We start from the raw sequence: 24311 nt of genomic DNA, 5'->3' as shown, positions 1-24311 counted from the left end.
GACAGCCGCCCGGACGTCCGGCGGGGGTCTCCGCCCGGCCGTGCTCACCCACCATTTCACGACATCTAATTGTTGACTTCTGTTCTTTTGTGTTCGAATATGAACCCGAGGCTTGCTCAGTACGGGTAGCCGAGACAGGCCCGGCAGGGAAGGAAGCCATGATCAAAACCTCGGACAAGCTCGCGGACGGCCGCGAACTCCTCTACTTCGACCAGGACGACGCCACTCCCCGAGCCCGCTCGGTCGACCTGCGTCCCTTGGAGCCGGCGGCGAGCCTGTCCGAGATCCGCAGGGACCCGCTCACCGGGGACTGGGTGACCATCGCCGCGCACCGGCAGGCCCGCACCTACCGTCCGCCCGCGGACGAGTGCCCGCTCTGCCCCTCCCACGACGGCCGGCTCAGCGAGGTTCCCGCCTCGGACTACCAGGTCGTCGTGTTCGAGAACCGCTTCCCCGCCCTGGCCACCGGTGCCGACCCCGAGCACCTCGGCCACCCGGTGGCCAAGGCGGAGCCGGGCGCCGGGCGCTGCGAAGTGGTGTGCTTCACCGCCGACCACGGATCGTCGTTCGCCGACCTGACCGAGCCCCAGGTCCGCCTCGTCCTCGACGCGTGGACGGACCGGACCGCGGAACTGTCCCTGCTCCCCGACGTCAGGCACGTGTACATCTTCGAGAACCGCGGCGCCGAGATCGGCGTCACCCTCGCCCACCCGCACGGACAGGTCTACGCCTTCCCGTTCGTCCCGCCGCGCACCGCCCGCATGATCGAGCAGGCCGACTGGCACCGCGTCACCACCGGCCGCAACCTCTTCGAGGACGTGCTGGCGGCCGAACGCGCCGATCCGGTACGCGTGGTGCTGGCCGGTGAGTACTGGACGGCGTTCGTTCCGTTCGCCGCCCGCTGGCCCTACGAGGTGCACCTCTATCCGAACCGGCGGGTCGCCGACCTGACACACCTGAACGAGGCGGAGCGAGCCGAGTTCCCCGGCCTCTACCTGGAACTGCTGCGCCGCTTCGACCGCCTGTTCGTCGAGGCCGAGAGCGGCGGACGGACCGCGCCGACGCCGTACATCGCGGCCTGGCACCAGGCGCCGACCGTCGGTGCCCCCGAACTGGCCCTGCATCTGGAGCTGTTCACGATCCGCCGCACGGCCGGCAAGCTCAAGTACCTCGCCGGTGTGGAATCGGGGATGGACGCGTTCGTCAACGACGTGTCGCCGGAGGCGGCCGCGCAGCGTCTGCGGGAGGTCTCGTCATGAGCAGGTACCTCGTCACGGGTGGCGCCGGCCATGCCGGCCGGACCCCGCGCCGCCCGAACCCGGACGACGTCGTCGCCGACGCCCGGGCCTTCACCCCGACGCGGAACACCGAGAGGCAGCACGCCCGATGAGCCCGGTACGCACCCCCGACAGCGCGACGGCCCCCGCCCGGACCGGGGTCTGGGCCGCCCCCGGCCGGGTCAACCTGATCGGCGAGCACACGGACTACAACGACGGGTTCGTCCTGCCGATCGCGCTGCCCCAGGCGGCCCGCGCCACCGTCCGCCCCCGCGCCGACCGAACTCTTCGCCTCTACAGCGAGCAGGGCGACGGCCGGACCGTCGAACTGGACATCGACGCCCTCTCCCCCGGCGGCGTGGACGGCTGGGCCCGTTACCCGGCCGCCGTCGTCTGGGCGCTCCGCGAGGCCGGATGCGCGATCGGCGGTGCCGACGTACACATCGACAGCGACGTGCCGACCGGCGCCGGCCTCTCCTCCTCGGCAGCGATCGAATGCGTCGTGGCAGCCGCGTACAACGACCTTCACGATCTCGGGCTGACCAGGAAGGAACTGGCCCGGATCGCCCAACGCGCGGAGAACGCCTTCGTCGGCGTCCCCTGCGGGATCATGGACCAGATGGCCTCGGTGTGCGCCCGGCAGGGCGAGGCGCTGTTCCTCGACACGCGCGACCTGTCCGCCCGTCACGTCCCGGTCGACCTGGAGGGCGCCGGTCTGCGGCTCCTGGTCATCGACACCCAGGTCAAGCACGACCTCGCCGACGGCGAGTACGCGAAGCTGCGGGCCGGCTGCGAGCGGGCCTCCGCCCTGCTCGGCCTCCCCGCCCTTCGCGACCTCACCCCGGACAGGCTGCCGGCGGCGCTTGACCGCCTGCCGGCCGAACTACGCCCGCTCGTACGCCACGTGGTGAGCGAGAACGCGCGCGTCGAACAGGCCGCCGCCCTCCTCCACGAGGGCTACCTCCACGCACTCGGCCCGATCCTGACCAGCGGACACGCCTCGCTGCGCGACGACTTCGGCGTCTCCTGCCCGGAGACCGACCTCGCCGTCGAGGCCGCCGTCGACGCCGGCGCGCTGGGCGCCCGGATGACCGGCGGCGGCTTCGGCGGCTCGGTGATAGCGCTCGTCGCGGCCGACCGGGCACCCACCGTCACCACCGCGGTCGAAACCGCCTTCCGACAGGCCGCCTACACCGCTCCCCGCGCCTTCACGGCCGTCCCTTCCTCCGGCGCCCGCCGCATCGTCTGAGCCTCCCCGAAGGGCTGCCCCCGGCGGCGACGGCCGACCGGTCCCCGAGCGCCGCGCAGGCTGCCCCGGCACGGCAGGACGTCGAACGGCGCGACCGCGTCCGGGCGGGCGCTCAGACGTGGGGAGTGAGGGGCCCTCCGGCCGTCCGGGACCCGCCCAGCGGAGCGAGAGTGCCGGCGGCAGCCGCCAGGACCTCGGCGAGCAGAGCCGCGGTGCGACTCGCCTCGTACAGCTGGTCCCGGGCATCGCGGGCCGCCCGGATGACGTCGAACGCCGCGTCGCCCACCGGTTCGGTGGCGGGCGCGATCCGGCCCGAGGCCTGCTCGCTGCTGAGGAAGGCCTCGACCTGGTCCAGCAGCTCCGGCAGGCGCGCGGCGATTCCGGCGAGCGCAGCGACGGTCTCGGCCGCCTCGGCGGTGTGCAGCAGGCCCGGACGGCCACCCTGGGGAGCCGTACCGGCGGCACGCAGAAGATCGGCGGCCTCGGTGGCGAGGCGTACGACGGAAAGGTTCGGAGGGACGGGCTGGCTCATGGGTGGTCCTCCTCGACGGGCCGGTGGTGAGGGACCGTCACCGACGCTCCCTGGCACCGTCTTCCCCTTCGTCTCCGCGCCACACCACCCGAATTCTCGCCGGCCGGAGGGCGGTCCGCGGAGGGGCCGTCGTTCCTCAGAGCGCCGCCAACTCCTCCAGCACCACGGCGGTCCCGGCGGGCTGGGAGAACATCGGCCAGTGGCCGGTGGGCAGTTCGCGCAGCTCCCACTCGGGGCCGGCGAGCGGGGCGAAGTACGGCTCCCCGGAGGCGATCATCGCGCGGATCTGCTCCAGCGGGAACGAGCAGGAGACGAGCGCCTTCGGCAGGGCCTGTCCGCCGCCCGTGAGCCGCAGCGGTTCGGTGAAGACCCTGACCGGCACATCGGTGGCGCGCGCCCGGATGTCGTCGAGGGTCTCCTGGTCCAGGCCGTCCAGGCTTGCGCCGCTCGCCGCCAGTTCGTCCCAGGGAGGCATCGGGTGCCGCCAGCCGCCGACCAGGGACGCTTCGGCGCGGGCCCGGTAGGCGGGTTCCCAGAGGTCGCGCAGGGCGGCGCCGTCCGGGAGCGGCCCGCTGTCGAGGTAGACGACCCGCCGGATCCGCCCGGGCAGGCGGTCGGCCGCGCCGGTGGCCGGGGCGCCGCCGCCGCTGTGCGCGACCAGGACGACCTCCCGGAGGTCCTCGCGGACCATCAGACCGGTCAGATCGGCGATGTGCGTCTCCAGCCCGACCTCCGGTCCGGCCTCGCCCGCGCGCTCGGCCAGGCCGGTCAGACTCACCGGGTGAACGGTGTGCCCGGCGGCGCGCAGCGGCGCGGCGACCGCGTCCCAGGCCCAGGCACCGAGCCAGAAGCCGGGCACGAGTACGAACGTGCTCATGGCATCCTCATGGAATGTCGCCCCACCTTCCCGTGAGGGTCGAAGCTGATCATCCGCAGGGCCGGCGCGCCCGGTGGGGGCGCCGCCGACGCCAGGGTAGCGGGCGCGGGTGCCGCGAAGGCCGTCCGACAGGCCCGCAGATTCCACCATCCGTACCGGCTCGGAGAGTTCGTTCTGACGGGTCGTCAACCTCTGGCCGTCCGAGGCCCTCACGCCGGGTCGCCCGGCGGCCCCGCGCCGCTCCGGGCCGTAAGCGCCAGCCGCCGGATAACGAGAGCGCGGAGGTCAGGCCGTGTCGACCGGACACGGTCAGCCGTGGACCAGGCGAAGCGATCGTGTTCTGTCTGGTTGATCCGGACCGGCCAGTGACCGGGCGGTTCCTCGGCGGCGAAGAAGAACCCCCTGCTGGCGGGCAGCAGGGGGTTCTCACGGGCTGGGTAGTCCAGGTGGCCGATGTACAGCGCGCTGGCGATGGCCAGCCCGGCCTCCTCCTGGACCTCACGTGCGAGAGCTTCGGCGAGGGCTTCGCCGGCCTCGACGCCGCCGCCGGGTGGTTCCCAACGGCCGGCCCAGGAGTCCGACGCCGTACGTCGGAGCATCAGGAGCCGGCCGTGGCGGACGATGAGTGCACCCACGCAGAAGGCGTTGTATCCGTCTCCGCGGGTCTGGTCAATGCGCTCACGGTGCACGATCAGCGGGTGACGAGTTCCCGTACGGCCTCGCTGACGGCTGGGATCTCGTCGGGCCCGGCCCACTCGTGCGCGTCGTGCTCGGTGAGGGTGACCGGGCCGGTGCGGGTGACGGTGACCTCGAAGGTCAGCTGCCGGGTGCGGGCGCCGCTGCCGGAGGTGTAGTCGAAGTGCCCGAGGTACTTCTCGACCGCGTCGATCCGCAGGCCGGTCTCCTCGTCGACCTCCCGCAGCAGGGCCTGCTCGATGCCCTCGTCCTTCTCGACCTTGCCCGACGGCAGCTCCCACAGGCCGGCCATGAACTCGCCGGCCGGGCGCCGCAGGAACAGCATGCGGTCGCCGTCGGCGATCACGGCGGCCACGACGAATCGTTCCACCCCGTCCGTCTCGGCGGCGGCGCGGATCGTGTCCTCGAACGTGGGGTCGTCGAAGGGAGAGTTCACAGCAGCTCCTTGTGGTGGTCGCTCACCTTGATGGCCGCGCGGATGTACTGCTCGGCCAGCGGACGATCCTGTTCACGATGCCAGACCGGGAGCTTGATCGTGTGCGCGTGGGTGTGCTCGGCGACCGGGAAGTCCCCTGCTTGGTAGCGGCGGTGGGCGTGCGGGTGGCCGGGGAACAGCATGGCCGGGCTCTGGTACAGCGGTAGCTGGTTCACGGGGCAGGTGGAGCCCGGCCGGTCGAACTCGACCGCGCCCTCGGCGACCAGGGCCTGGTGGAACCGCTCGACGCTGAGGCCGACGAGCTCCTGGGGCCGGTAGGTGATCGTCAAGCCGTACCAGGACGGGATCACTCCTTCGGGCATCGGGATGACCTCCAGCCCGGGGATCCGGGCGAACTCCTCGGTCAGGTAGCGGGCGATCTCCGCCCGTCCGGCGAGGTAGCCGTCGAGGCGGCCGAGCTGGTCGTGCGCGATGGCGGCGGCCAGCGGGTGGATCCGGAGCTTGAGGCCGGACCCGGTGACCGCGTACTTCGCGAGCGGGTGCTTGGCCGGGATCTCGGACTTGGCTCGCTTGTTGTAGTGGCCGAACGTCAGGAGTCGGTAGTAGGTGTCGTCGTCGTCCGTGAGGACGAACCCGCCCTCGCCGCCGGACAGCGGCTTGGGGCCGTTGAGCGAGAACGCGCCGGCCAGGCCGAAGGTGCCGATCCTCTTACCGCCGTGGGAGGCGCCGTGGGCGTGGGATCCGTCCTCCAGCAGGAGGAGGTTGTGCGTCTTGGCGATGGCCTGGATGGCGAGATGGGAGCTACGGGCTGAGCACGTTCATCTGTACTTGGCTGAGCACCTTTGCTGAGTACGCGGACAGCACCAGACACGAACGGTTGATCACAAGGATTGGACACGACTCTGCGCACGGACGTCGACGACAACTGACGCGGACTCGAACGAAACCCCAGCTCAACGCCGCACAAGGGGACGCGCAGTCGCGGAACGTACACATCCGCGAACTCGCCGACCAGGGCCTCACCGTCACCCTCATCACCCACCGGCTCGCCGCCACCGCCGACGCCGACCTCATCTACGTCCTGCACGAGGGCCGGCTCACCGAGCAGGGCAGCCACGCCGAGCTGATGGCGGACCCCGACGGCCGGTACCGGGCCTCCTACCTCCTTCAGGCCGCCCAGTACGCCACCGCCGTCCCCCACCGGCGCAGCGGCGCCCACGATCAGGACGAGCCGGCCCCGGATCCGGCCTGACCGTCACCGGGGGCGTCCGACGGGGAGCGGCCGCACGATGCCGGGCGCGACGTCGGCGGGTCCTGCGACCAGCGGGCGCGCCGGCCTCCGACAGCCGTGCCGGGGCGGCCCGCTGAACAGCCTGAACAGCCGCCGGGACAGCCGGCTCCTGTTTCACGCGGTCGGACTACCGGGCGGGCGGAGGGTCCGGCGGATGGCGTTGCGGAGCCAGTGGTGGGCCCTGTCGGCTGCATGGCGGGGGTGCCAGGCCATGCCGACGATCACGGGCGGCAGCGTCAGGGGGAGGTCCAGGAGGTGCAGTCCGAGGGCGACGGCGTCGCCGGTGAGGGGTGAGGGGGCCGCGCCGGGGAGTGCGGCAGGGACGAGGCAGACGATGTCGCTGCGGGCGGCGAGGATCATGGCGGCCAGGTGGCTGGGGAGGACGATGCCGACCCGCCGGTGAAGGTTCTGCTCGGCCAGGGCGGTGTCGAGGGGGCCGGTGAACCGGCCGCGGCGGCTGACCGCGACGTGGTGGGCGGCGGCGAGCCGGGCCGGGGTCAGGGGTCCTTCGGTCAGCGGATGGCCGGGCCGGACGGCCGCCACCATGCGGAGGCTGACCAGCTCCTCGACCCTGGTCTCGGGGTCCACGTGGTCGATGGACCCGACCTCCAGGTCGATCCGGCCGTCGCGCAGGGCCGGGCCGGCCTCCAACTCCTCGGCCCGGAGCCGGAACGAGACCCCCGGCGCCTCCTGCTCGGCCAGGCGCAGCAGTCCGGGGGCCAGGGCCGCGCCGACGAGGTCGGCGGTCTGGAGGGTGAAGGTGCCGCGCAGGGTGGCGGGGTCGACGCCGGCATCGGGGCTGAGCAGGGCTCCGAGGCGCTGCACGACGGCGGCGGCCTCGTCGCGCAGGGCCAGGGCGCGGGGGGTGGGGACCAGGCGCTGCCCGGCCCGGACCAGCAGCGGATCCTGCAAGGTGCGGCGCAGGCGGGCGAGCGTGCGACTCATGGCGGCGGGCGAGGTGTGCAGGCGGGCGGCGGCCCGGGTGACGCTCTGCTCGGCCAGCAGGGCGTCCAACGCGATGGCGAGGTTGGCGTCGAGGGCCGAATCCGGGCTGTTCACCAGCATTATTCCGTTTCCGTCAATGATTCCGTGCCGACGTTCCCATTGTGGCAGCACCGGGGTCCTCAGCAGGATGAGGGGCGTACCGACCAGCCCGACCTGCGAGGTTTTCATGATCGTCATCACTGCTCCCACCGGGAACATCGGCCGTCACCTGCTCTCCCGGCTCCTGGAGTCCGCCCCCGCCGCAGGCGAGGAACTGCGCGTGATCGTGCGCGACCCCGCCCGGCTTCCGGACGCGGCGCGCGGACGCGTCGAGGTGGTCGTCGGCTCGCACGGGGACGCCGAGGTCGTCGACCGGGCCTTCGACGGTGCGGACGCGGTCTTCTGGCTCGTCCCCCCGGTCGCCGCCCCGTCCCCACAGGTCGCCTACAGCGGCTTCAGCGGGCCGGCCGTGAGGGCGCTCGCGGCGCACGGCGTCGGCCATGTCGTCGGAGTCTCCGCGCTCGGCCGCGGCACCCCGCTCGCCGACCGGGCCGGCCTCGTCACCGCTTCCCTCGCCCTGGACGACCTCATCGCCGGCAGTGGCGTCGCCTACCGGGCCCTGGCCAACCCGTCCTTCTTCGAGAACCTCCTGGAGGAGGCCGACTCGATCCGCGAGAAGGGCTGCTTCACCGACTCCGTCGACGCCGACCGCAGGGCTCCGCTCGTCGCCACCGCCGACATCGCGGCCGCGGCCGAAGGCCTGCTGCTGGACCGCTCGTGGACCGGCACCGGCAGCGTCCCGGTCCTCGGGCCGCAGGACCTCTCCCCCAACGACCTGGCCCGCATCATGACCGAACAGTTCGGCCGCCCCGTCCGCTACGAGCGCCAGTCGCTCGACGCGCTGTACGCCACCCTCGTCGGCTACGGCCTCGACGACGCGTTCGTCCAGGGCATCGTCGACATGAAGCGCGCCAAGGACCAGGGCCTGGACGCCGGTGTCGCCCGCACCCCGCAGACCGCCTCGCCCACCGGCTTCGAGCAGTGGTGCGCCCGGACGCTCAAGCCGGCCGTCCTCTCCTGAAGCCCCCACCGCACCGATGCCACCTGCCGCTCTGGAGACACCCTGATGCCCGCTGAGAAGACCGCATCGCCGGTCACCGCGTTCATGCTCGTCAAGACCACGCCCGAGTGGCTCGCCCTGACCGTCCGGCAACGCGTCGAGACCTTCACCACCGAGGTCCTGCCCGTGATCGAGGCCAGGACGACCGGCGTCCGGTCACGCTTCTACGACACCGAGTTCTACTCCGCGCGCGTCACCGACGTCTGGGTGTGGGAGGCCGACGACCACCACGCGTACCAGCTCCTCATCGACGCGCTGCGCGAAACCCCTTTCTGGGACCGCTACTTCGAGGTCATCGACCTCCTCGTCGGCACCGAGAACGGCTACGCCCGCACCTACGGCCTCGACCCCGTCGCCACCATCACCACCTGACACACCGCCCACCACCCGCCGCGCGCGTCTGTTCCTGTGCCCTCCGGCCCCACCCGGCCGGAGGGCACAGGAACAGGAGGGCACAGGAACAGGAGGGCACAGGAACCGGAGGAGCCGGAGCCGTCGGCCGTCCCGCAGGGCCCGGCGGGAACGGTTGTCCCGCGAAGGCCGGGGCCGGTGATCCGGCGGTCGGTCCGGTGCGGGGTGATGATGGAAGGGAGTAGACGCGAGGAGGCCTGCGATGGTCAGGTTCACTCCGAACGACCCGACCGGGATCGCCGTCAACGCGGGCGGGACAGGCCCGGCCGACTTCACGGTCAACCCGTCCGGAACAGCCGTCGGGTTGGAGATCTGGCACCGGACGGTCCGCTTCGACCCGGCGGCGCCGCCGCCTCCCCCGTTCGTCCTCGGCCCCGTCTGGGACCCGCCCCACCCCACGCGCGCCCTGCACGCGGACGTCCCCGTGGGCGGCCTCTACCAGGCCCGCCTCTTCGAGAAGGGCAGGGGCAGCGCCGCGCTGGCGGAGAAGCCGCCGCCGGAGCTGCTGATCGGCAGGGTCGACACCCCCTGCGCGGGCCCGAAGACGCGCCTCAAGTTCCTCACCGCGTGTATCGAGAGACCTCAGACCCTCCTCACGCCGGGCGGCACGTTCGTGACGGCCGCCTTCGCGACGAGCGCCCCGGTCATGGCCCGGGTCCAGATCTCCGACAGCCCGCCCCAGGTGGCGCCGCTGACCGGGCACCCCTTCTTCGGCAACCAGGAGGTGATCGCCACCGCGACCTCCGACCGGCCCGCGCTGATGCACGAGTTCTCGCTGATCGACGACCTGCGCTCGCCGCTCACCTCGTCCCACGTCGGGCTGCGACCCGGCACCGAGCTCTTCTTCCTGATCGTGGTGTGGGACGCGGCGGGCTTCTTCGACTTCGTCTGGAACACGACCGGCGAGGCCCCCGCGACACCACCGGAGAAGATCAAGGTCAAGAACCGGATCGTCGAGGCCAGGGTGACCGCCGTCCACTGCTACGAGGACAGCGACAGGCACAGCTTCGGCGAGGCGGACTTCACCTTCGGCCTCACCGGCGGGGCGAGCACGGTGACACAGACCTTCACCTGGGATCCCATGGCCCTGAGGTCCGACATGACTCCCCTCCCCGCCTGGGCCACCGCCCTCCAGTTGGTCGCACCGTTCACGGACGACAGGGTGGTCGTCTGGGTCGACGCCACGGAGGACGACTCGGGCAGCTTCCCGTCGGACTCCGACGACGGTGCGAGCACCGCCGGCCGGCTCGGCGGCGGCGCGGGGCGCGGAACCCCGCTGAGCTTCCCCGCGGGCGAGGGCCGCGAACAGGTGACCGACCAGCCGCTGGTGCTCCACAGCGTTCCGACCACGGACGGCGAGCTGCTGAGCTTCTCGACCACCGTCGTCTACTCCGTCACCTACGCCTGAATCCGGGCCGGACCGGACCGGCCCGCGCCGTTCCCGGGCCGTCAAACCGCCGAACCGCCGAACCGCCGATACCGGACAAGCGAGGACACCATGGTCAGATTGATTCCGGACCGCACGGCGGCCATCGCCCTCGCCGGCGGCGCGGTCTTCCACCTCGACGCGAGCGACTCGATCGGCGGGCAGGCCACCCTGGAGCTCTGGGAACGGACGCTCCCCTTCACCCCGGCCGGGGTACCGGCAACGGCCCCGTTACCGCCTTTCACCCTGCGCCCCGGCCCGGTCTCCGAGAGCCCCACCAGCCCGACCGTCCAGCTCGTTCCCCTCGGGGGGATCTACCAGCTGCGCCTGTTCAACCGAGGGCACGGCAGCGCCGAACTCGCGGAGAACCCGCAGCCGAGGCGGCTCACCCTCGGCGCCCTGGACTTCCCCTCCATCGGACGCGGTCACGCCACCTTCCTGACCGGATGCGGCGACAAGCCCCGGGTCATGGTGACCCCGGGCGGGACGTTCGTCTCGATGGCGTTCGTCACCCAGAGCCGGACCATGGCCCGTGTCCAGCTCCTGGGCAGCACGCCCCAGACCGAGAGCTTCGGCCACCCGGTCTTCCTCGCGCCGGACGTGATCGCCGACGCCGTCTCCCCCCGGCCCGCGATCGTGCACCGGGTCTCCGTGGTGGACCGGATCTCTGCGGCGACCCCGGGCCACATCCCCCTGCGGACCAACCAGGAACTGTGGTTCACGATCCTGGCCTGGAACGAAGCGGGCGACTACGACATCGTCTGGAACACCACCGGCCTCGCCCCCGCCACGCCCCCGGAGGTTGTCAGGACCAAACAGCGCGTCGTACGCGCCCGACTGGCCCGGCTCCACTGCCACGAGGACAGCGACAAGATCGGCAGCGGATCCGGCGAGTTCACCTTCGGGATCACCGGCGGCTCCGCGACGGCGATGTCGCCTCCGGTCTCGTGGAAGCCGATGACCACCGGCGACATGCTCGAAGTCCCGGCAGGGCCGGACCTCACGATCTCGCCGCCGGACGCCGCCACGACGGTCCGCGTCTGGGTCGACGGCACCGAGGACGACTCGGGCAGCGTCCCCCAGGACGACGACGACCGGGCGAGCACCGCCGACTACCTCGGCGGCGGCCCCGGCCGGGGGACGTCGCTCCCGTTCCCGGCCGGCCAGGGGAAGGAACTGGTCACCGACGCCGTGCTCACGCTCGCCAGCGCCCCGGTCACGCTCGGCGACAGGTTCGAGTTCTCGGCCGACGTCGTCTACAGCGTCGACTACGTCTGACCCATGGGACGGCCGCGGGAAGCCGGCGGGGCGACGTCCGTCGAACGCCGACCCGTCGCCCAACCGCCGGCGATTCGTTGGCGACCCGTCAGACACGACAGCCCCGCGCTGCGGGCGATCACGGCCGCGGCCTCACGGACCGTCCGGAGGGGGCCGACGGGGGCGCTGTTAGCCTGTTCGACATGATCATGAAGAGTGTCGGGGTGAAGATATCCGGCGCGCCGGCGCAAACCGGTCCGCAGCGCGCCCTCATCGCGGCAAGCTTCGTCAGCCGGGTGGGCAACGGGCTGTTCAACACCGCCGCGGTGCTCTACTTCACGCTGGTGGTGCACCTGCCCGCCGCGCAGGTCGGTCTCGGCCTCACGATCGCCGGGCTGGTCGGGCTGCTCGCCGGGATCCCGGCCGGGAACCTGGCCGACCGGTACGGGCCGCGCACGGTCTGGCTGGCGGCCCTCGCGATGCAGGCCGTGACGATGGCCTCGTTCGTCCTCATCCACAGCTGGCTCACGTTCACGCTCATCGCCACCCTGGACCGGCTGGCGGCCACGGGGGGCGGCGCCGCAGGTGGTGCGCTCATCGCCCGTGCCGGCGGTGAACGACCGGCCGCCTTCAGGGCGAAGCTCCGCACGTTCGTCAACCTCGGCGTGGTCCTGGGCACCCTCGGTGCCGCCTTCGCGGTCTCGGTCAACAGCCGCCCGGCGTACACCGCGCTCATCCTCGCCAACGCCGCCAGCTTCGCCTGTGCCGGCCTGATCGCCCTGATCGGCATCCCCGACTACCGGCCCCTGCCCCGGCCGAAGGAGCACCACCGCTGGGCCGTCCTGTCCGACCGGCCGTACGTGTGCTTCACCGCGCTCTACGGCGCCATGGGCCTGCAGTACCAGACCGTTTCCCTGCTCCTGCCGATCTGGCTCTCCGCCCACACCGATGCGCCCCGGTGGACCGTGGCGGCCGTCTACGCGGTCAACAGCGGGGTGTGCGTGCTGCTCCAGAGCAGGATCGGCTCGCGGGTGGAGACACCGCGCCAGGGCGGCCGGGCGTTCCGCGTCGCCGGGCTGCTCTTCCTGGTCAGCTGCCCCTTGATGGCCCTGACCGCGGACGTTCCGACCTGGATCGCGCCGGCGCTCGCCGTCCTCGCCGTCTGCGTGCACAGCCTCGGAGAGGTGTGGGAGTCCTCGGGCGGCTTCGCCCTCGGTTTCGGCCTCGCCCCCGACCACGCCCAAGGGCAGTACCAGGGCTTCTTCGGCCTCGGTTTCAACGCCGGGCAGGCCCTGGCTCCGGTGGTCCTGACGACGGCGGTCCTCGGACTCGGGCACGCGGGCTGGCTGCTCCTCGGCGTGTTCTTCGCGGCCCTCGGCGCGGCGGGCCCGCCGGTGGCGGCCTGGGCGGAGCGCACCCGCCGCCCGATCCACGACACGACCGGCACGGCACCTGCCCGGCCCGGCGAAGCCCCGCTTCCCGACACCGTCCAGGGCTGATGCCGGGGTCCGGGCGCTCCCGGCGGCAGTGCGACGGTCCCGGACGGTCGTGCGGTCACGGCGACCAAGGAGAGTGGAACGGACCTGCGTCACGAACTGACGGAGGGTCCGGTCCAACCGCCCTGTGCTGATTCTCGAACGCCGCCGCAGCCGCTCCGGGTACGGACCGGGCTCGCCGACCGGCACGTCCGGTCCGACGAACCCTCCGTTCAGCGGCGGAGTTCGGCGAGGAGGGGCTCGATCGCGGCGACGAGGTCGTCGGCCGTCGCGGAGCCGTTCCCCTCGAACTCGGCGATCTCGGCGCCGACGGGCGCACTCACGGCAAGGACCTTCGCGCAGGCGTGGAGGTCGTCGAGGCTGAGGCCGCCCGGAACGGTGTAGTCGGTCGTGAACAGCCCCGGCTCCATGACGTCGCAGTCGACGTGCAGGTAGGCGGGGCGGCCCCGGAGGACGTCCGCGAGGCGCTCGTCGAGCCCGCGGCCCGGGGGCACGAGGGCCACGCGGCCGGCGGTGACGTGCCGGATCTCGGCAGGGTCGAGGTCGCGGGCGCCGACCAGGACGGCCTGCTGTTCGGGGAGCCCGCCGCCGAGACCGGAGTCCCACCAGCCCAGCGGACCGGCGAGGGCCAGACCGCCGAGGTATCCGGTGGTGGTGTCGGCGGGGACGTTGATGTCCCCGTGGGCGTCGAACCACACCACGACCGCGTCGGGGCGGTGACGGAGCACGACCGGCTGGGAGGCCAGGGCGACGGCGCACCGGGTGATGACGCTGATCGGCGCCTGTCCGGCGGTCATGACCTGGTCGATGCGCTCAGCCATACGCTGCAGGGTGGGAAGCGCTCGGCGCAGCTCCCGGTCCCAGCTGGCCGGCTGCGCCGGCTCCGGGGAGCCGACGACGACCGGGGAGATGCCGAGCCGACGGGTGAACGCCTGGCCGAGCAGGGTGACGGCGCTCATCGCGCGGTCGTTGTGGTCCCCCGCGGGGCCGCGGTAGACGGTGAGGGAGGAGGGGTGCGGGTTCATGTCCTCAGCGTGGCAGCGGTCCCGGCGGAGAGGAATGCCGAGATCCTCGACGGGTGTCCATACCTGGTATGGCGATCTCGCGGCAGTCGGGCCCGGCACCCGGGTCGTCGTCAGGCGGGGCGTTCGTTCCAGGCTTCGGTGATCTTCCGCGCCTGCGAAGCGAGCGCTTCGCGCAGGGCGTCGGCGGAGTCGGAGACGGAGACGGAGACGGTGGAGCGGAGCATGGCCACGCTGATCCGCCGGGCCAGGGGCGGGCCGTCGACGGACCGGATGACGATGTCGAGCTCGGACTCGTGGCCGGTGAGGGCGAGCCGTGGGATGAGCGCGACCGCACCGTCCTGACCGTGACGTGGGAGGTCACCGCGCCGACCGGCGCCGCTCCGGGCACGGACGGGTCCCTGGCCGTCACCGCGGGCGCCCGCTCCACCGGCGGTCCGCTGGCCTTCTCCGCGACCGGACGGACACCTCTCCTCCCGGCCCCGCCGACCACGAACGCCTACCTCAGCGACCTCCCCTGGGTGTCGGCCACCAACGGCTGGGGCCCGGTCGAACGCGACACCTCCAACGGCCGCAAGGAGGCCGGCGACGGCACGCCGATCACCTTCGCCGGCACGACGTACACCAAGGGCCTGGGCGTCCACGCGCCGTCCGAGATCGTCTACCACCTCGGCGCCCGGGGGAACCGGTTCACGGCGCTCGTCGGCATCGACGACTTCTCCACCCGGCAGTCCGCGCTCGGTGCGACGAAGGCGTCGGTCCACGGCGACGGCAGGGTGCTCTTCACCACCGGGAAGCTCACGGGCGCCTCCGGTCCGGTCGAGGTCGACGTCCGGGGCGTGCGTCTGCTGCGGCTGGTCGTCGAGGACGCCAACGGCAACACGGCCTTCGACCACACTTCCTGGGCCCGGGCCCGGGTGACCGTGCTCTGACCCCTCTCCGACCCTTGTCCGGGCTCTCCGGACCTTCTCCGGGCCGGGCCGCGGCGGCGGCCCGGCCGGCTAGGTCTTCTCGTCGTCGGGCCAGGTGCGGGTGTCGCGGGGCCGCACGTACGGCTCCTCCTTCTCGGGCAGGCCGCCCTCGATGGCGCGTTCCCGGGAGAGCTCGGCGTCGAACTCCAGGCCGAGGAGGATGGCGAGGTTGGAGATCCACAGCCAGACCAGGAAGACGATCACACCGGCCAGCGTGCCGTAGGTCTTGTTGTAGGAGGAGAAGTTCGCGACGTACAGGGCGAACCCGGCGGAGGCCGCCATCCAGAGGACGACCGCGAGCACGCTGCCCGGGGACACCCACCGGAAGCCCCGGTCCCGCACGTTGGGCGCGGCCCAGTACAGCACCGCGATCATCAGCACGACGAGGACCAGCAGGACCGGCCACTTGGCGACCGACCACACCGTCAGCGCGGTACCGCCCAGGCCGAGTGCGCGGCCCACCCGGTCCGCGAGCGGGCCGGTGAACACGACGATCACCGCGCTCGCCGCCAGCAGCACCATCAGCAGGAGCGTCAGGCCCAGGCGCAGCGGTGTGGTCTTCCACACCGGGCGGCCCTCACGGATGTCGTAGACGGCGTTCGAGGAGCGGATGAAGGCGGCCACGTAGCCGGACGCCGACCACAGGGCGCCCGCCAGGCCCACGACCAGCAGGACCGAGCTGACGCCGCCGCCGGAGTTCCGGAGCTGGTCGACGGCGTCGCGCAGGATGTCGCGGGCGGCGCCGGGTGCCAGGTTCTGCAGGTTGTCCAGCACGGCACCGGTCGCGGACTGCCCGATGACGCCGAGCACCGAGACGAGGACGAGCAGGGCCGGGAAGATCGCCAGGACGCCGTAGTACGTGAGGGCCGCAGCGCGGTCGGGCAGCTCGTCCTCCAGGAACTCCTTGCCGGTGCGTCGCAGTGCGGCCCACCACGAGCGCCGGGAGAGGTCGCCGGGAGAGTCCGGGGCCGCTTCCGTGACCCGTCGGCTCGGGCCCGGCCCGGCGTCGTTCTCCCGGCCGTCGGGCCCGTGTGCGTGTCTGAACCGAGGTGCCATGACGGGCGTCTGTCCGCACCGGCCGCGGTCAATCCCCTCGGTGTGAGCCCGACCTGCGGAACGCGGTCACCCGCCGGGCCGGCCGGCACCGGTTCCGGTGGCCTGCCGGTGTTCCTCGACCGCCACCCGGGCGAGGTTGCCGAGCAGCCTGCGGTTGCGCAGGTGCAGCACGAATTCGCTCGGTGGTCCCTCGAAGCGCGAGCCGGGGCCGGTCAGGGGGTGCTCGTCGAGGAGGACCAGCGTGTTGGCACCCCAGGGGATGAGGGTGAACGCGATGCGGGCGGTGCCGAACGGTGCGGCCTTCGCCTCCAGCTCCAGGCGGGTGCCGGGCTCGCAGATCCGGACCGTGCAGCTGTCGTCGATGGTGAGCGGGCCGAGACCGGCCCGGTAGCGCAGGGCCGCGCCCACCGCCGGCCAGCCGGGGTCGACGTGCTCGATGTCCTGCGTCCCGACCACCCACTCGGCGTAGCTGTGGCCGTCGGCCAGGACGCCCCAGACTGCTTCGGGCGGGCATGCGATGAACTGCTGGCGCCGTGCCATGCGACTCCTCCTCGGTGCTTGCCGTGTTGCCGTGGTGCCGTGGTGCCGTGTTGCCGTATCGCCGGGCTGTCCGGTTGTCCGTTCGGCGCGTCGTCGGGCCCGGTCCGCCCGGTCCGCGCGCTCCGGCGGTCGTCAGTCGTGGTCGTGGGGGTGCTCGCGCGGGCCCGACAGCAGTCGCTGCGCCGCGGCGAGGCCCGGGGCGAGCACGCGGCCGGCCAGGAGCCGGTGCGCGCGCAGGGCCGCGCGGGCGGCGTTGGCCCCGCAGGCGCCGTGGACCCCGCCCCCGGGATGCGCGGACGAGGACGCCAGGTAGAGCCCGGCGACGGGCGTCTCCGGACGCCCGGTGCCCGGGACGGGGCGGAAGACGAGCTGCTGGTGCGGCGCGGCGGTGCCGCCGTTGATCGCGCCGCCGACCAGGTTGGGGTTCAGCTCCTGCAGCAGCGTCGGGGTGAGGATCCGCCGGGCGACGATCCGCTCCTTGAACCCCGGGGCGAAGCGCTCCACCTGGTCCTCGATGCGGGCCGCCATCGCCTCCGCCTCCCGCGGGTCCCAGCTGCCCGTGATGCCGTCGGGCCCCAGGTCGTCCTTGATCGCCCGGGGGACGTGGGTGTAGGCCCAGGCGGACTCGGTGCCGGCCGGGGAGCGGACGGGATCGGCCGTCGTCATCTGCCCGAACAGCACGAACGGGCGACGCGGCAGGCGGTCCGTGCCCAGCTGCAGCGCGTAGTCGCTCAGCTCGTCCAGATCGGCCCCCAGGTGCACCGTCCCGGCGCCGGCCGTCGCGGGCGCCGTCCACGGCACGGCTCCGTTCAGGGCCCAGTCGACCTTCACGGTGGAGAGGTCCCACTGGAAGCGGCGGAGGTCCGCGCGCATTGAGGACGGCAGGTGCTCCCACCCGACCAGGCCGCCGTACAGGGCGGGGGCCGCGACGTCCGCGAGGACCGCGCGGCGGGCCCGGTACGCCTGGCCGTCGGCGGTCCGCACCCCCAGCGCGCGCCCGCCGCGTACGACCACCTCGACCACCGGGGCGTCGCAGTGCAGCCTTCCGCCCGAGGACTCCAGCCGCCGCACCAGCGCGTCCGTCAGCGCGGCGGCGCCGCCGACCGGGACGGGCCACCCGACCTGCTGGCCGAGCATCGCCATCAGCCAGCCGAACGCCCCACTGCCGACTCCCTCCGGCAGCAGGTCGGCGTGCAGGGCGCACCCGGCGAGCAGCAGGCCGGCGCCGGGCCCGGTGAACTCCTCCTGTGCCAGACGGCGCACCGGAAGGGTCAGGAACCGCAGGGCCCGCAGTCCGCCCGCGGCCCGCAGCCGGGCGGCCATCGCCGCACCCGCCCTGACCGGGGGGAACGGTGTGAACAGCGTGCGCAGGAGATACGGGTCCAGGTCGTCCCAGAGCCGTGAGAGCCGCTGCCACGCCTCGGCGTCCGCCCCGCCGAACGCGCCCTCCAGGCCGGCGCAGGTCGCCGTGACGCCCCGGTGCAGCGTGGCGGCGCGCCCGTCGAGCAGGGGGTGGGCCAGCACGGTGGGCGCGTGGCTCCAGCGCAGGCCGAACGCGCCCAGGTCCAGCGCGCCGATGGCGGGCGAGGCGACGGCGAGGGGGTGGAAGGAGCTGAACACGTCGTGGACGTAGTCGGGGTGGACACCCCGGTCGCTGCGGACGGCGCCACCGGGCTCGGACCGGCCCTCCAGGACGTCGACCTGCCAGCCGGCGTCGGCGAGGATGTTGGCGGCCACCAGCCCGTTGGGGCCGGCGCCGATGACGATGGCGTCAGGCATGACCCTCCTTGCGCCGCTCCCCCTCGCAGCACGCTACCCGCGCCGGTGCCGCACGGCCCGCCGAGGATCCGGCGACCCGTTCCGGACCTTCCGGAGGACGGACGGCCGCGACCGTCCCCCACGACTTCTCGGCCGCGCCCTGCGGCGAACCGGTTGGGCGGGCGGGGTGGACGGGAAGGCTGCCCCCGACCGCTTCGTCGTGTGGGGAGTGCCATGGTGCGCAGGAATGTGGGGACGACCGCCCAGAAGGGTCACCCGTTCGGACGGCGGCCTGCCGGTGGGCTGGCCGACGTGCTGTGGGACTGGTCGAAGTCCGGCACCCGGAACGCGGTGCGCAACCGGCTGCTGCGGCGGCTGCCCGGAGTCGGTTCGGCGCCGGCGTACCGGTTCGGGCTGGTCGAGCGGCCCCACTACGCGTACGGGGTGCGTCGGGCCACCGAGTCGGCCGCGCGGCTGGGGCACCCGGGTGTCACCGTCGTCGAGTTCGGGGTGGCCGGTGGCAACGGGCTGCTGGCGCTCGCCGAGCACGCCCGGTACTACGCCGCCGCCACCGGTGTGGCGGTGCGGGTGGTCGGCTTCGACGGCGGCTCGGGCATGCCCCCCGCCAAGGACCCCCGGGACATGCCCTACCTGTTCGGTCCCGGCTTCTACACCATGGACCACGACCGGCTGCGGGCCCGCCTGGGCTCGTCCGAGCTGGTGATCGGCGACCTCGCCCGGACGCTGCCCGACTACCTCGACACCCACGCGGACGTGCTGCGCGATCATCCGGTGGGCTTCGTCTCCCTCGACCTGGACTACTACTCCTCGACGTCGACCGCCCTCGACCTGTTCCGCGGCTCCGCGCACGGGCACCTGCTGCCGCGGGTCACCTGCTACCTCGACGACCTTCCGGGGACCGTCGAGCAGATCGGCGAAGCCGCCGCGGTCGCCGACTTCAACGCCGAGCGGTCCGACCGGGTGGTCGGCCGCGTCCTGGGCCTGCGCGCGTTCACGCCGTTCGACCCGCCGTGGGCCGACCAGATCTACGTCCACCACCGGCTGGACCACCCGGACTACGCGCGCCTCGAAACCGGTGCCACCGGCGATCAGCTCCCCCTGGCCCCGGACCTGCGGCGGCGCGGGCGCTGACCCGGGACGGGTACGGCGGGGGCCCGCCCCGCCGCTGCGCGACGTACCACGACGGCCGGGGTACGACCGCCGGGGTACGACGCACCGGGCCGCCCCGGCGATGCCGGGGCGGCCCGGTGGAACGGTGTGACTCGCGCAGCGGACCCCGACGAGGAGCCAGGGCGGAGAGTCAGGGCAGGGCGTCAGGGCGAGGGCCGGGCGTGCCGGGGCCGGTACGCGTCGTCACCACGACCGACGACGGCGCGGGGGCCGCGGTGCCGGGACGCCGTGCGCGGGCCGGTGGCCGCCAGTACGGCAGCGAGGACGAGCGGCGCCACCAGCAACACCATGGTGGTGGACATGTGCACCTCCGAGCGTTTGGCCGGAACAGATGCTGTCCCTTCTGCCCCCGAGGAGTGAGGCCATGTCAGGCGTCACCCGATTCGCCCACCACCCGGCGGGACCGCAGGCTCCTCCAGGCCACCGTGCACCACCTCGGAGGACCGTTCGCGCCGGACTGCCCGGTGTCCTCGGAGCGCCCTGGGCGCGTGCCGGACCGATGTGTGCCCGACGACGCCGAGGCGGGAGGGGCCCGCCCCGAGCTCGCCCCGCGCACGGCCCCTCGGTCACCACGTCGCCCGGACGTCCTCCCGCACGCATTCGATGAGGTAGTCGCCGGTGCCGGGGTCGACGGACACGCCGTGCGCCTCGCTGTGGAAGCCCGGGAAGGAGCGGTCGAAGGCCTCCAGCGCGCCGAGGTAGCGCAGGACCGGGCCCTCGGGGGTCCCGAGTGCCTCCCCGGGCATCAGGACGGGGATCCCGGGCGGGGTCACGGTGACCATGGCGGCGGCCACCCTGCCGGCGGCCTCCGCGAGACGGAGGCGCTCGGTACCGCCCCGGATCAGCTGCCGGTAGCAGTGCTGGGGCGGGACGACCGGCTCGGGCAGCTCCCGGAACGCGGTGTCCAGGGCGTCGATCAGTTCCGCGCGGGTGAGGTGTTCGTGCATCTCCTGGCAGAGCTCGCGCAGGGTCGTCCGGCCGTAGCGCTGCGGGTGGCGCTCGACCAGGTGCGGCAGCACCCGGCGCAGCGGGGTGTCGGCGTCGTGGAGGGCCTTGAAGTCCATGAGGGCGTCCATCAGGGTGCCCCACTTCCCCTTGGTGATGCCCATGGAGAACAGGACGAGCGCGGTGTAGGTGTCGGTCTTCTCCACGACGATGCCACGGCCCGCGAGGTAGGCGGTGAGGATCCGGGCGGGGACGCCCCAGGGGGCCGTCCGGCCCGTCGCGTCGACGCCGGGGCAGGTCAGCGTCACCTTGACCGGGTCCAGCAGGCACTGTCCCCGGCTCAGTCCGGGGAAGCCGTGCCACGCCGCGCCGGGCTCCAGCTCCCAGCAGCGGGGGTCCGTGGCCAGGAGCGCCGGGGAGGCGTCGGCGAAGGGGACGGTGGTCCCGGTGGCCGGGTCGGTCACGGTGTCGGGCTGCCAGACGCCGAAGAACCACGGCGGCCTGTCGCCGGCGGCCGCGATCCGGCGTCCGGTGCGGACGACGGCCTGCCGGAACCGGACGGCTTCGGTGATCGCCTCGTTGACGAGCCACTCCCCCTGGGGTCCGTCCATCATCGCCGTGGCCACGTCGAGCGAGGCGATCGCCGGGTAGAGGGCGGAGGTGGTGCCGTGCATCATGAACGCCTCGTTGAACCGGTGGTGCTCGACCGGTGCCCGGGGGGAGGACCTCACGTGCACCATGGCCGTCTGCGACAGGGCGGCCAGCAGCTTGTGGGTCGACTGGGTGGAGAAGACCGTCGGCCGCTCGTCGCCCTCGAACGTGTCCGGGCCCACGGCCATGCCGTACCGGCCGGCGTAGAGGGGGTGGAAGCGCGCATAGGCGAACCAGGCTTCGTCGAAGTGGAGCCGGGGGGTGCTGGGGGCCAGCGCACGCGCGGTCTGCACGGTGTCGTAGCAGAGGCCGTCGTAGGTCGAGTTGGTGATCACCGCGTACTGGGCCCCGGGGGACACCGCCCCCGGTGTCAGCGGATGGGCGGCGATCCGGGCGTGCACCGCCTCGGGACGGGTCTCGGTGGCGGGAAGGGGCCCGGCCAGGCCGTAGCCGTTGCGGGTCGGGACGAGGTAGACGGGGCGGGCGCCGGAGATCACCAGCCCGTGCAGGACCGACTTGTGGCAGTTCCGGTCCACCAGGGCGATCTCGCCGTCGGCGACGCAGTAGTGACCGACCATGCGGTCGGCGGTGGAGTTCCCGTGCAGCACGAAGTACGTCCGGTCCGCGCCGAAGACGCGGGCGGCGTTGCGCTCGGCGTCCCCGATGGGACCGCTGTGCTCGAAGAGGGATCCCAGCTCCTCCACCGAGATCGACAGGTCCGTACGGAAGAGGCGCTCGCCGTAGTAGTCGAAGAACGCCCGTCCGACGGGCGACTTCAGGAAGGCGACGCCACCGGAGTGCGCGGGGGTGTGCCAGGAGTACTCGTGGGCGTCGTCGAACCGGCGGAGCGCCTTGAAGAACGGCGGCAGGACGGCGTCGGCGTAGGCACGCGCCGCGCTGAGGACCCGGCCGGCGATGAAGGAGGGGGTGTCCTCCAGGGGCCAGATGTAGCCGACGGCGATCTCGGCCACCCACAGGGGCAGCCGGTCCAGCCCGAGGTCGGCCGTCTCGGACATCACGACGAAGACCGGCAGGTCCTTGAACCGGCGCGAGACGTGCCGCAGGACGACCGCGCCCTCACCGTCGGCCGCCGCGCCGTCCTCGGAGGGGAGGTCCCAGGCCACGACCGCCGCGGCCAGACCCGCCTCGGTGCTCAGGACGGAGACGGCCCCTTCGACCGTCCGCGCCCACCGCACCTCCAGCCCGCGGCTCTCCAGCTCCTTGCCGATGCGCCGTAGTTGGTCGCCGCCGACTCCCCGACCCAGCGGGTCCTCGCGCAACGCCAGCAGGACACTTCCGTTCGCCATGGCACTCTCCGTCTGCCGTGGGCCCAGCGGCCCGACGTGCCCAGTGTCGAGGCCACGCACCGGGGATCGGGGCGGGAAGCGGCGGCTCTCACCCTTTCGAGCGACCACGAACCCGGTGCGGACGGCGCCGGGCGGTGCCGTCCGTACCGGGCCCACGGCCGGTCGGTCGCCGCCGTGGCCGGCTCGGACACGCTCGCGCGGCGCGGCACCTCGGCTTCGGGTGTACAGGGAGAAGCGGACCACGCCCGAGCGGGTCCCGGTGGTGTGCTGAAGGAGCTGAGGGTCCGCGGGCTCGCCGTGCCGGACTCGTGCGCCGTGATCGGCATCGACGGCCTGAGGATCGGCGTCTTCGTCGAGCCCGAACTCACGGCGCTCCGGCTGGACTTCGCGGCGTTCGCACAGCCGGCGTTCGACGAGGTCGTGCAGATGTCCGCAGCGGCCGTGAGCACGCCGCTGCCGCAGGCCCGGAAGCGCATCGCCCACCGGCTGGTGGTCCGCGAGTCCGGCTGACCACCGCCCGAAACAGCCTTCGGCGGAAGGGAGTTCACACGGTGCCCCGTCGAGGCCGCCCAAACCGGTCCCCTGCGGATCCGGACGGCCGTCAGCGGAGCGGCTCCCGGGCCGCGCCCGGCGGTTCCGTGCGGCGGACGGGGTGACCGGACGGATCCGTGGTGAGCCAGGATCCGTCGCCGAGGGGCCGGAAGTCGTCGGAGTCCCCCGCCACCATTGCGTCGAACTCCCCCCGGACCCGGCCGGAGCAGGCGTCGACGCGGTAGTGACGGCGCCACTCCTCCCCGACCTCCTCCCCCTCGGTCTCGTCCTCGTCCTCGGTCTCGCCGACGAGGGTCACGACGACGGTGTCCTGGTCCAGGTAGCCGCCGCTCCATTCCAGGTAGGTGCCGTCCGGGTCGTGCCCGAAGGCGTCGACGGTGAGGGTGAACGCCACCTCGCCGTCGGGGTAGGTGTGGACGGCGAGGTCGGTCTGATCGTGGTGAACGGTCAGGAACCGGCGTCCGTCGGGCGACAGGTCGATCAGGCACCGGTCGTCCCACGGGTAGCGGACGAGGTCCATCCGGCCCTCGGTCAGCGACCCGCGGTAGACGACCGAACCGTCCTGCCCCTCCCCCACGTTCAGGAGGACCTGACCGCTCGTCCGGTGCGACAGCTGACGGCCGCCCTGCCCGACGGTCGACAGGTCCGCCCGGGCGACGAGCGCGCCCGTCCCGGCGTCCAGCACGACCCACTGGTCGGGGCGGTCGCGGCCGGCCATGACGTCGGGCCGGTAGACCCACACCGTCCGTCCGTCCGCCGACAGGGCGCAGCCGGGCCAGTGCCCGAACCGCCGGTCCGACGGCGGCCCGAACGCCGACCGCCAGACCTCGTCCCCGTCCGACGTCACGCAGACGACCGCGTCGAGGGTCGTGTAGTAGGCGCGCCGAAGGTCGGCGGCGACGGCCCGGTCGACGACCTCGTCCCCGGGAACGGGCCGGAAGCTCACGGCGGGTGACAGCACGTCCGCGGCACCGGCGGCCAGGTCGTAGGCGCAGACGTGCCCGTCGACGAGCCGCGTGACGATCCGGGGGTGAGGGGGCTGAGCCATGTCCCGGAGGGTAGCGTCCCGCGGTTGCGGACGGCGCCGCACCCCCTCCGCCCGACGGTGCGGCACCGGTGCGCGGACACGGGGCCGGTGGGGCCCGCCGAGGGTGGGGGGCCCCGGGGGGCCGAACCGGCGGGACGCCCCACGGCGGGGGGCCGCGGCCCAGGGGCCGGGGGGCCGCGGCGTGGGGGGTGCAGGGGGGGCCCCCCGGGGGGGCCGGG

The 24311-nt window shown here is 73.3% G+C and carries 25 protein-coding genes; 12 read left to right on the top strand and 13 right to left on the bottom strand.

Annotated elements, in window-relative coordinates; translation table 11 throughout:
- The first annotated feature begins 158 nt into the window (after positions 1–158).
- From galT to galK, 3 genes are read left to right on the top strand one after another with little or no spacing between them, the layout of a single operon-like run.
- Positions 159–1259 (top strand): galactose-1-phosphate uridylyltransferase, encoded by a 1101-nt coding sequence (galT, locus tag ACFWOG_RS13600; protein ID WP_380357953.1) that lies wholly within the window; start codon positions 159–161, stop codon positions 1257–1259.
- A complete protein-coding gene (locus tag ACFWOG_RS13595) occupies positions 1256–1390 on the top strand; it encodes a hypothetical protein (RefSeq protein ID WP_380357950.1) in 135 nt (44 codons plus the stop codon). Before galT ends, ACFWOG_RS13595 begins: the two co-directional genes overlap by 4 nt.
- On the top strand, positions 1387–2526 hold the full coding sequence (gene galK, locus ACFWOG_RS13590) for a galactokinase (RefSeq protein WP_380357947.1): 1140 nt from the start codon (positions 1387–1389) through the stop codon (positions 2524–2526). The genes ACFWOG_RS13595 and galK overlap by 4 nt, the downstream gene beginning before the upstream one ends.
- Positions 2527–2638: 112 nt before the next feature.
- On the opposite strand, the gene ACFWOG_RS13585 is transcribed toward galK, so the two are convergent.
- From ACFWOG_RS13585 to ACFWOG_RS13565, 5 genes are all read right to left on the bottom strand, one after another.
- Positions 2639–3058 (bottom strand): hypothetical protein, encoded by a 420-nt coding sequence (locus tag ACFWOG_RS13585; RefSeq protein WP_329877655.1) that lies wholly within the window; start codon positions 3056–3058, stop codon positions 2639–2641.
- A 136-nt stretch (positions 3059–3194) separates the two neighbouring features.
- Complete coding sequence (locus ACFWOG_RS13580; RefSeq protein WP_380357944.1) at positions 3195–3935, bottom strand: alpha/beta fold hydrolase; 741 nt, start codon at positions 3933–3935, stop codon at positions 3195–3197.
- Between the two features lie 209 nt (positions 3936–4144).
- Entirely contained in the window at positions 4145–4570 is a 426-nt protein-coding gene (locus tag ACFWOG_RS13575; protein ID WP_380357941.1) for an NUDIX hydrolase, read from the bottom strand.
- Positions 4571–4626: 56 nt separating this feature from the next.
- Complete coding sequence (locus ACFWOG_RS13570) at positions 4627–5067, bottom strand: NUDIX domain-containing protein (RefSeq protein WP_380348550.1); 441 nt, start codon at positions 5065–5067, stop codon at positions 4627–4629.
- Positions 5064–5846, bottom strand: coding sequence for a DegT/DnrJ/EryC1/StrS family aminotransferase (locus ACFWOG_RS13565; RefSeq protein WP_380357958.1), 783 nt, complete (start codon positions 5844–5846; stop codon positions 5064–5066). The genes ACFWOG_RS13570 and ACFWOG_RS13565 overlap by 4 nt, the downstream gene beginning before the upstream one ends.
- A 98-nt stretch (positions 5847–5944) precedes the next feature.
- Between ACFWOG_RS13565 and ACFWOG_RS13560 the strand changes: the two genes are divergently transcribed.
- A complete protein-coding gene (locus ACFWOG_RS13560; protein WP_380357938.1) occupies positions 5945–6319 on the top strand; it encodes a hypothetical protein in 375 nt (124 codons plus the stop codon).
- A gap of 153 nt (positions 6320–6472) precedes the next feature.
- On the opposite strand, the gene ACFWOG_RS13555 is transcribed toward ACFWOG_RS13560, so the two are convergent.
- Positions 6473–7423, bottom strand: a complete 951-nt coding sequence (locus tag ACFWOG_RS13555; protein ID WP_380357955.1) for a LysR family transcriptional regulator — start codon at positions 7421–7423, stop codon at positions 6473–6475.
- A 106-nt stretch (positions 7424–7529) separates the two neighbouring features.
- Between ACFWOG_RS13555 and ACFWOG_RS13550 the strand changes: the two genes are divergently transcribed.
- From ACFWOG_RS13550 to ACFWOG_RS13530, 5 genes are all read left to right on the top strand, one after another.
- Complete coding sequence (locus ACFWOG_RS13550; RefSeq protein ID WP_380357936.1) at positions 7530–8423, top strand: NAD(P)H-binding protein; 894 nt, start codon at positions 7530–7532, stop codon at positions 8421–8423.
- Between the two features lie 45 nt (positions 8424–8468).
- Positions 8469–8834: a darcynin family protein gene (locus ACFWOG_RS13545; RefSeq protein WP_380357933.1), complete on the top strand. Its 366-nt coding sequence runs from the start codon at positions 8469–8471 to the stop codon at positions 8832–8834.
- 241 nt (positions 8835–9075) lie between these two features.
- Positions 9076–10281 carry a hypothetical protein gene (locus tag ACFWOG_RS13540; protein WP_380357930.1) on the top strand — a complete coding sequence of 402 codons (1206 nt, stop codon included), beginning with the start codon at positions 9076–9078 and terminating at the stop codon, positions 10279–10281.
- A 90-nt stretch (positions 10282–10371) separates the two neighbouring features.
- Entirely contained in the window at positions 10372–11577 is a 1206-nt protein-coding gene (locus ACFWOG_RS13535; RefSeq protein WP_380357928.1) for a hypothetical protein, read from the top strand.
- 182 nt (positions 11578–11759) lie between these two features.
- The gene (locus ACFWOG_RS13530) at positions 11760–13055 is read left to right on the top strand and encodes an MFS transporter (RefSeq protein ID WP_380357925.1); all 1296 of its coding nucleotides are present in this window, start codon (positions 11760–11762) and stop codon (positions 13053–13055) included.
- A gap of 209 nt (positions 13056–13264) precedes the next feature.
- Here ACFWOG_RS13530 and ACFWOG_RS13525 read toward each other — a convergent pair whose 3' ends face one another.
- Positions 13265–14077: an arginase family protein gene (locus tag ACFWOG_RS13525; RefSeq protein WP_380357922.1), complete on the bottom strand. Its 813-nt coding sequence runs from the start codon at positions 14075–14077 to the stop codon at positions 13265–13267.
- A 344-nt stretch (positions 14078–14421) separates the two neighbouring features.
- On the opposite strand from ACFWOG_RS13525, the gene ACFWOG_RS13520 reads away from it, so the two are divergent.
- Positions 14422–15006 (top strand): NPCBM/NEW2 domain-containing protein, encoded by a 585-nt coding sequence (locus tag ACFWOG_RS13520; protein WP_380357920.1) that lies wholly within the window; start codon positions 14422–14424, stop codon positions 15004–15006.
- Between the two features lie 69 nt (positions 15007–15075).
- On the opposite strand, the gene ACFWOG_RS13515 is transcribed toward ACFWOG_RS13520, so the two are convergent.
- From ACFWOG_RS13515 to ACFWOG_RS13505, 3 genes are all read right to left on the bottom strand, one after another.
- Positions 15076–16101, bottom strand: a complete 1026-nt coding sequence (locus tag ACFWOG_RS13515; RefSeq protein ID WP_329877635.1) for a YihY/virulence factor BrkB family protein — start codon at positions 16099–16101, stop codon at positions 15076–15078.
- A 66-nt stretch (positions 16102–16167) separates the two neighbouring features.
- The gene (locus ACFWOG_RS13510; protein WP_329877633.1) at positions 16168–16641 is read right to left on the bottom strand and encodes an SRPBCC family protein; all 474 of its coding nucleotides are present in this window, start codon (positions 16639–16641) and stop codon (positions 16168–16170) included.
- A gap of 132 nt (positions 16642–16773) precedes the next feature.
- Positions 16774–18420, bottom strand: a complete 1647-nt coding sequence (locus ACFWOG_RS13505; protein WP_380357917.1) for a phytoene desaturase family protein — start codon at positions 18418–18420, stop codon at positions 16774–16776.
- 213 nt (positions 18421–18633) lie between these two features.
- Here ACFWOG_RS13505 and ACFWOG_RS13500 point away from each other — a divergent pair, with 213 nt between their 5' ends.
- Positions 18634–19551 carry a hypothetical protein gene (locus ACFWOG_RS13500; protein WP_380357914.1) on the top strand — a complete coding sequence of 306 codons (918 nt, stop codon included), beginning with the start codon at positions 18634–18636 and terminating at the stop codon, positions 19549–19551.
- A 182-nt stretch (positions 19552–19733) separates the two neighbouring features.
- On the opposite strand, the gene ACFWOG_RS13495 is transcribed toward ACFWOG_RS13500, so the two are convergent.
- Together ACFWOG_RS13495 and ACFWOG_RS13490 are read right to left on the bottom strand one after the other, a co-directional pair.
- Complete coding sequence (locus ACFWOG_RS13495; protein ID WP_329877627.1) at positions 19734–19892, bottom strand: hypothetical protein; 159 nt, start codon at positions 19890–19892, stop codon at positions 19734–19736.
- A gap of 264 nt (positions 19893–20156) precedes the next feature.
- Positions 20157–22493, bottom strand: a complete 2337-nt coding sequence (locus tag ACFWOG_RS13490) for an Orn/Lys/Arg decarboxylase N-terminal domain-containing protein (protein WP_380357911.1) — start codon at positions 22491–22493, stop codon at positions 20157–20159.
- A 264-nt stretch (positions 22494–22757) separates the two neighbouring features.
- On the opposite strand from ACFWOG_RS13490, the gene ACFWOG_RS13485 reads away from it, so the two are divergent.
- On the top strand, positions 22758–23003 hold the full coding sequence (locus ACFWOG_RS13485; protein WP_329877623.1) for a substrate-binding domain-containing protein: 246 nt from the start codon (positions 22758–22760) through the stop codon (positions 23001–23003).
- A gap of 91 nt (positions 23004–23094) precedes the next feature.
- On the opposite strand, the gene ACFWOG_RS13480 is transcribed toward ACFWOG_RS13485, so the two are convergent.
- Positions 23095–24093 (bottom strand): hypothetical protein, encoded by a 999-nt coding sequence (locus ACFWOG_RS13480; RefSeq protein ID WP_380357908.1) that lies wholly within the window; start codon positions 24091–24093, stop codon positions 23095–23097.
- Positions 24094–24311: the final 218 nt, after the last annotated feature.

This window comes from Kitasatospora sp. NPDC058406, from assembly GCF_042722765.1.
Taxonomy (GTDB): domain Bacteria; phylum Actinomycetota; class Actinomycetes; order Streptomycetales; family Streptomycetaceae; genus Kitasatospora.
The sequence above is the reverse complement of the archived record's forward strand: the minus strand, read 5'-3'. Positions and strand labels throughout refer to the sequence as shown.

Coding starts and splice junctions, on each gene's coding strand:
- ACFWOG_RS13540 (WP_380357930.1), top strand. CDS start 9,076: ATGGTCAGGTTCACTCCGAACGACCCGACCGGGATCGCCGTCAACGCG.
- ACFWOG_RS13500 (WP_380357914.1), top strand. CDS start 18,634: ATGGTGCGCAGGAATGTGGGGACGACCGCCCAGAAGGGTCACCCGTTC.
- galK (WP_380357947.1), top strand. CDS start 1,387: ATGAGCCCGGTACGCACCCCCGACAGCGCGACGGCCCCCGCCCGGACC.
- ACFWOG_RS13530 (WP_380357925.1), top strand. CDS start 11,760: ATGATCATGAAGAGTGTCGGGGTGAAGATATCCGGCGCGCCGGCGCAA.
- ACFWOG_RS13480 (WP_380357908.1), bottom strand. CDS start 24,093: ATGGCTCAGCCCCCTCACCCCCGGATCGTCACGCGGCTCGTCGACGGG.
- ACFWOG_RS13550 (WP_380357936.1), top strand. CDS start 7,530: ATGATCGTCATCACTGCTCCCACCGGGAACATCGGCCGTCACCTGCTC.
- ACFWOG_RS13580 (WP_380357944.1), bottom strand. CDS start 3,935: ATGAGCACGTTCGTACTCGTGCCCGGCTTCTGGCTCGGTGCCTGGGCC.
- ACFWOG_RS13585 (WP_329877655.1), bottom strand. CDS start 3,058: ATGAGCCAGCCCGTCCCTCCGAACCTTTCCGTCGTACGCCTCGCCACC.
- ACFWOG_RS13525 (WP_380357922.1), bottom strand. CDS start 14,077: ATGAACCCGCACCCCTCCTCCCTCACCGTCTACCGCGGCCCCGCGGGG.
- ACFWOG_RS13515 (WP_329877635.1), bottom strand. CDS start 16,101: ATGGCACCTCGGTTCAGACACGCACACGGGCCCGACGGCCGGGAGAAC.
- ACFWOG_RS13555 (WP_380357955.1), bottom strand. CDS start 7,423: ATGCTGGTGAACAGCCCGGATTCGGCCCTCGACGCCAACCTCGCCATC.
- ACFWOG_RS13495 (WP_329877627.1), bottom strand. CDS start 19,892: ATGTCCACCACCATGGTGTTGCTGGTGGCGCCGCTCGTCCTCGCTGCC.
- ACFWOG_RS13505 (WP_380357917.1), bottom strand. CDS start 18,420: ATGCCTGACGCCATCGTCATCGGCGCCGGCCCCAACGGGCTGGTGGCC.
- ACFWOG_RS13535 (WP_380357928.1), top strand. CDS start 10,372: ATGGTCAGATTGATTCCGGACCGCACGGCGGCCATCGCCCTCGCCGGC.
- ACFWOG_RS13510 (WP_329877633.1), bottom strand. CDS start 16,641: ATGGCACGGCGCCAGCAGTTCATCGCATGCCCGCCCGAAGCAGTCTGG.
- galT (WP_380357953.1), top strand. CDS start 159: ATGATCAAAACCTCGGACAAGCTCGCGGACGGCCGCGAACTCCTCTAC.
- ACFWOG_RS13595 (WP_380357950.1), top strand. CDS start 1,256: ATGAGCAGGTACCTCGTCACGGGTGGCGCCGGCCATGCCGGCCGGACC.
- ACFWOG_RS13490 (WP_380357911.1), bottom strand. CDS start 22,493: ATGGCGAACGGAAGTGTCCTGCTGGCGTTGCGCGAGGACCCGCTGGGT.
- ACFWOG_RS13545 (WP_380357933.1), top strand. CDS start 8,469: ATGCCCGCTGAGAAGACCGCATCGCCGGTCACCGCGTTCATGCTCGTC.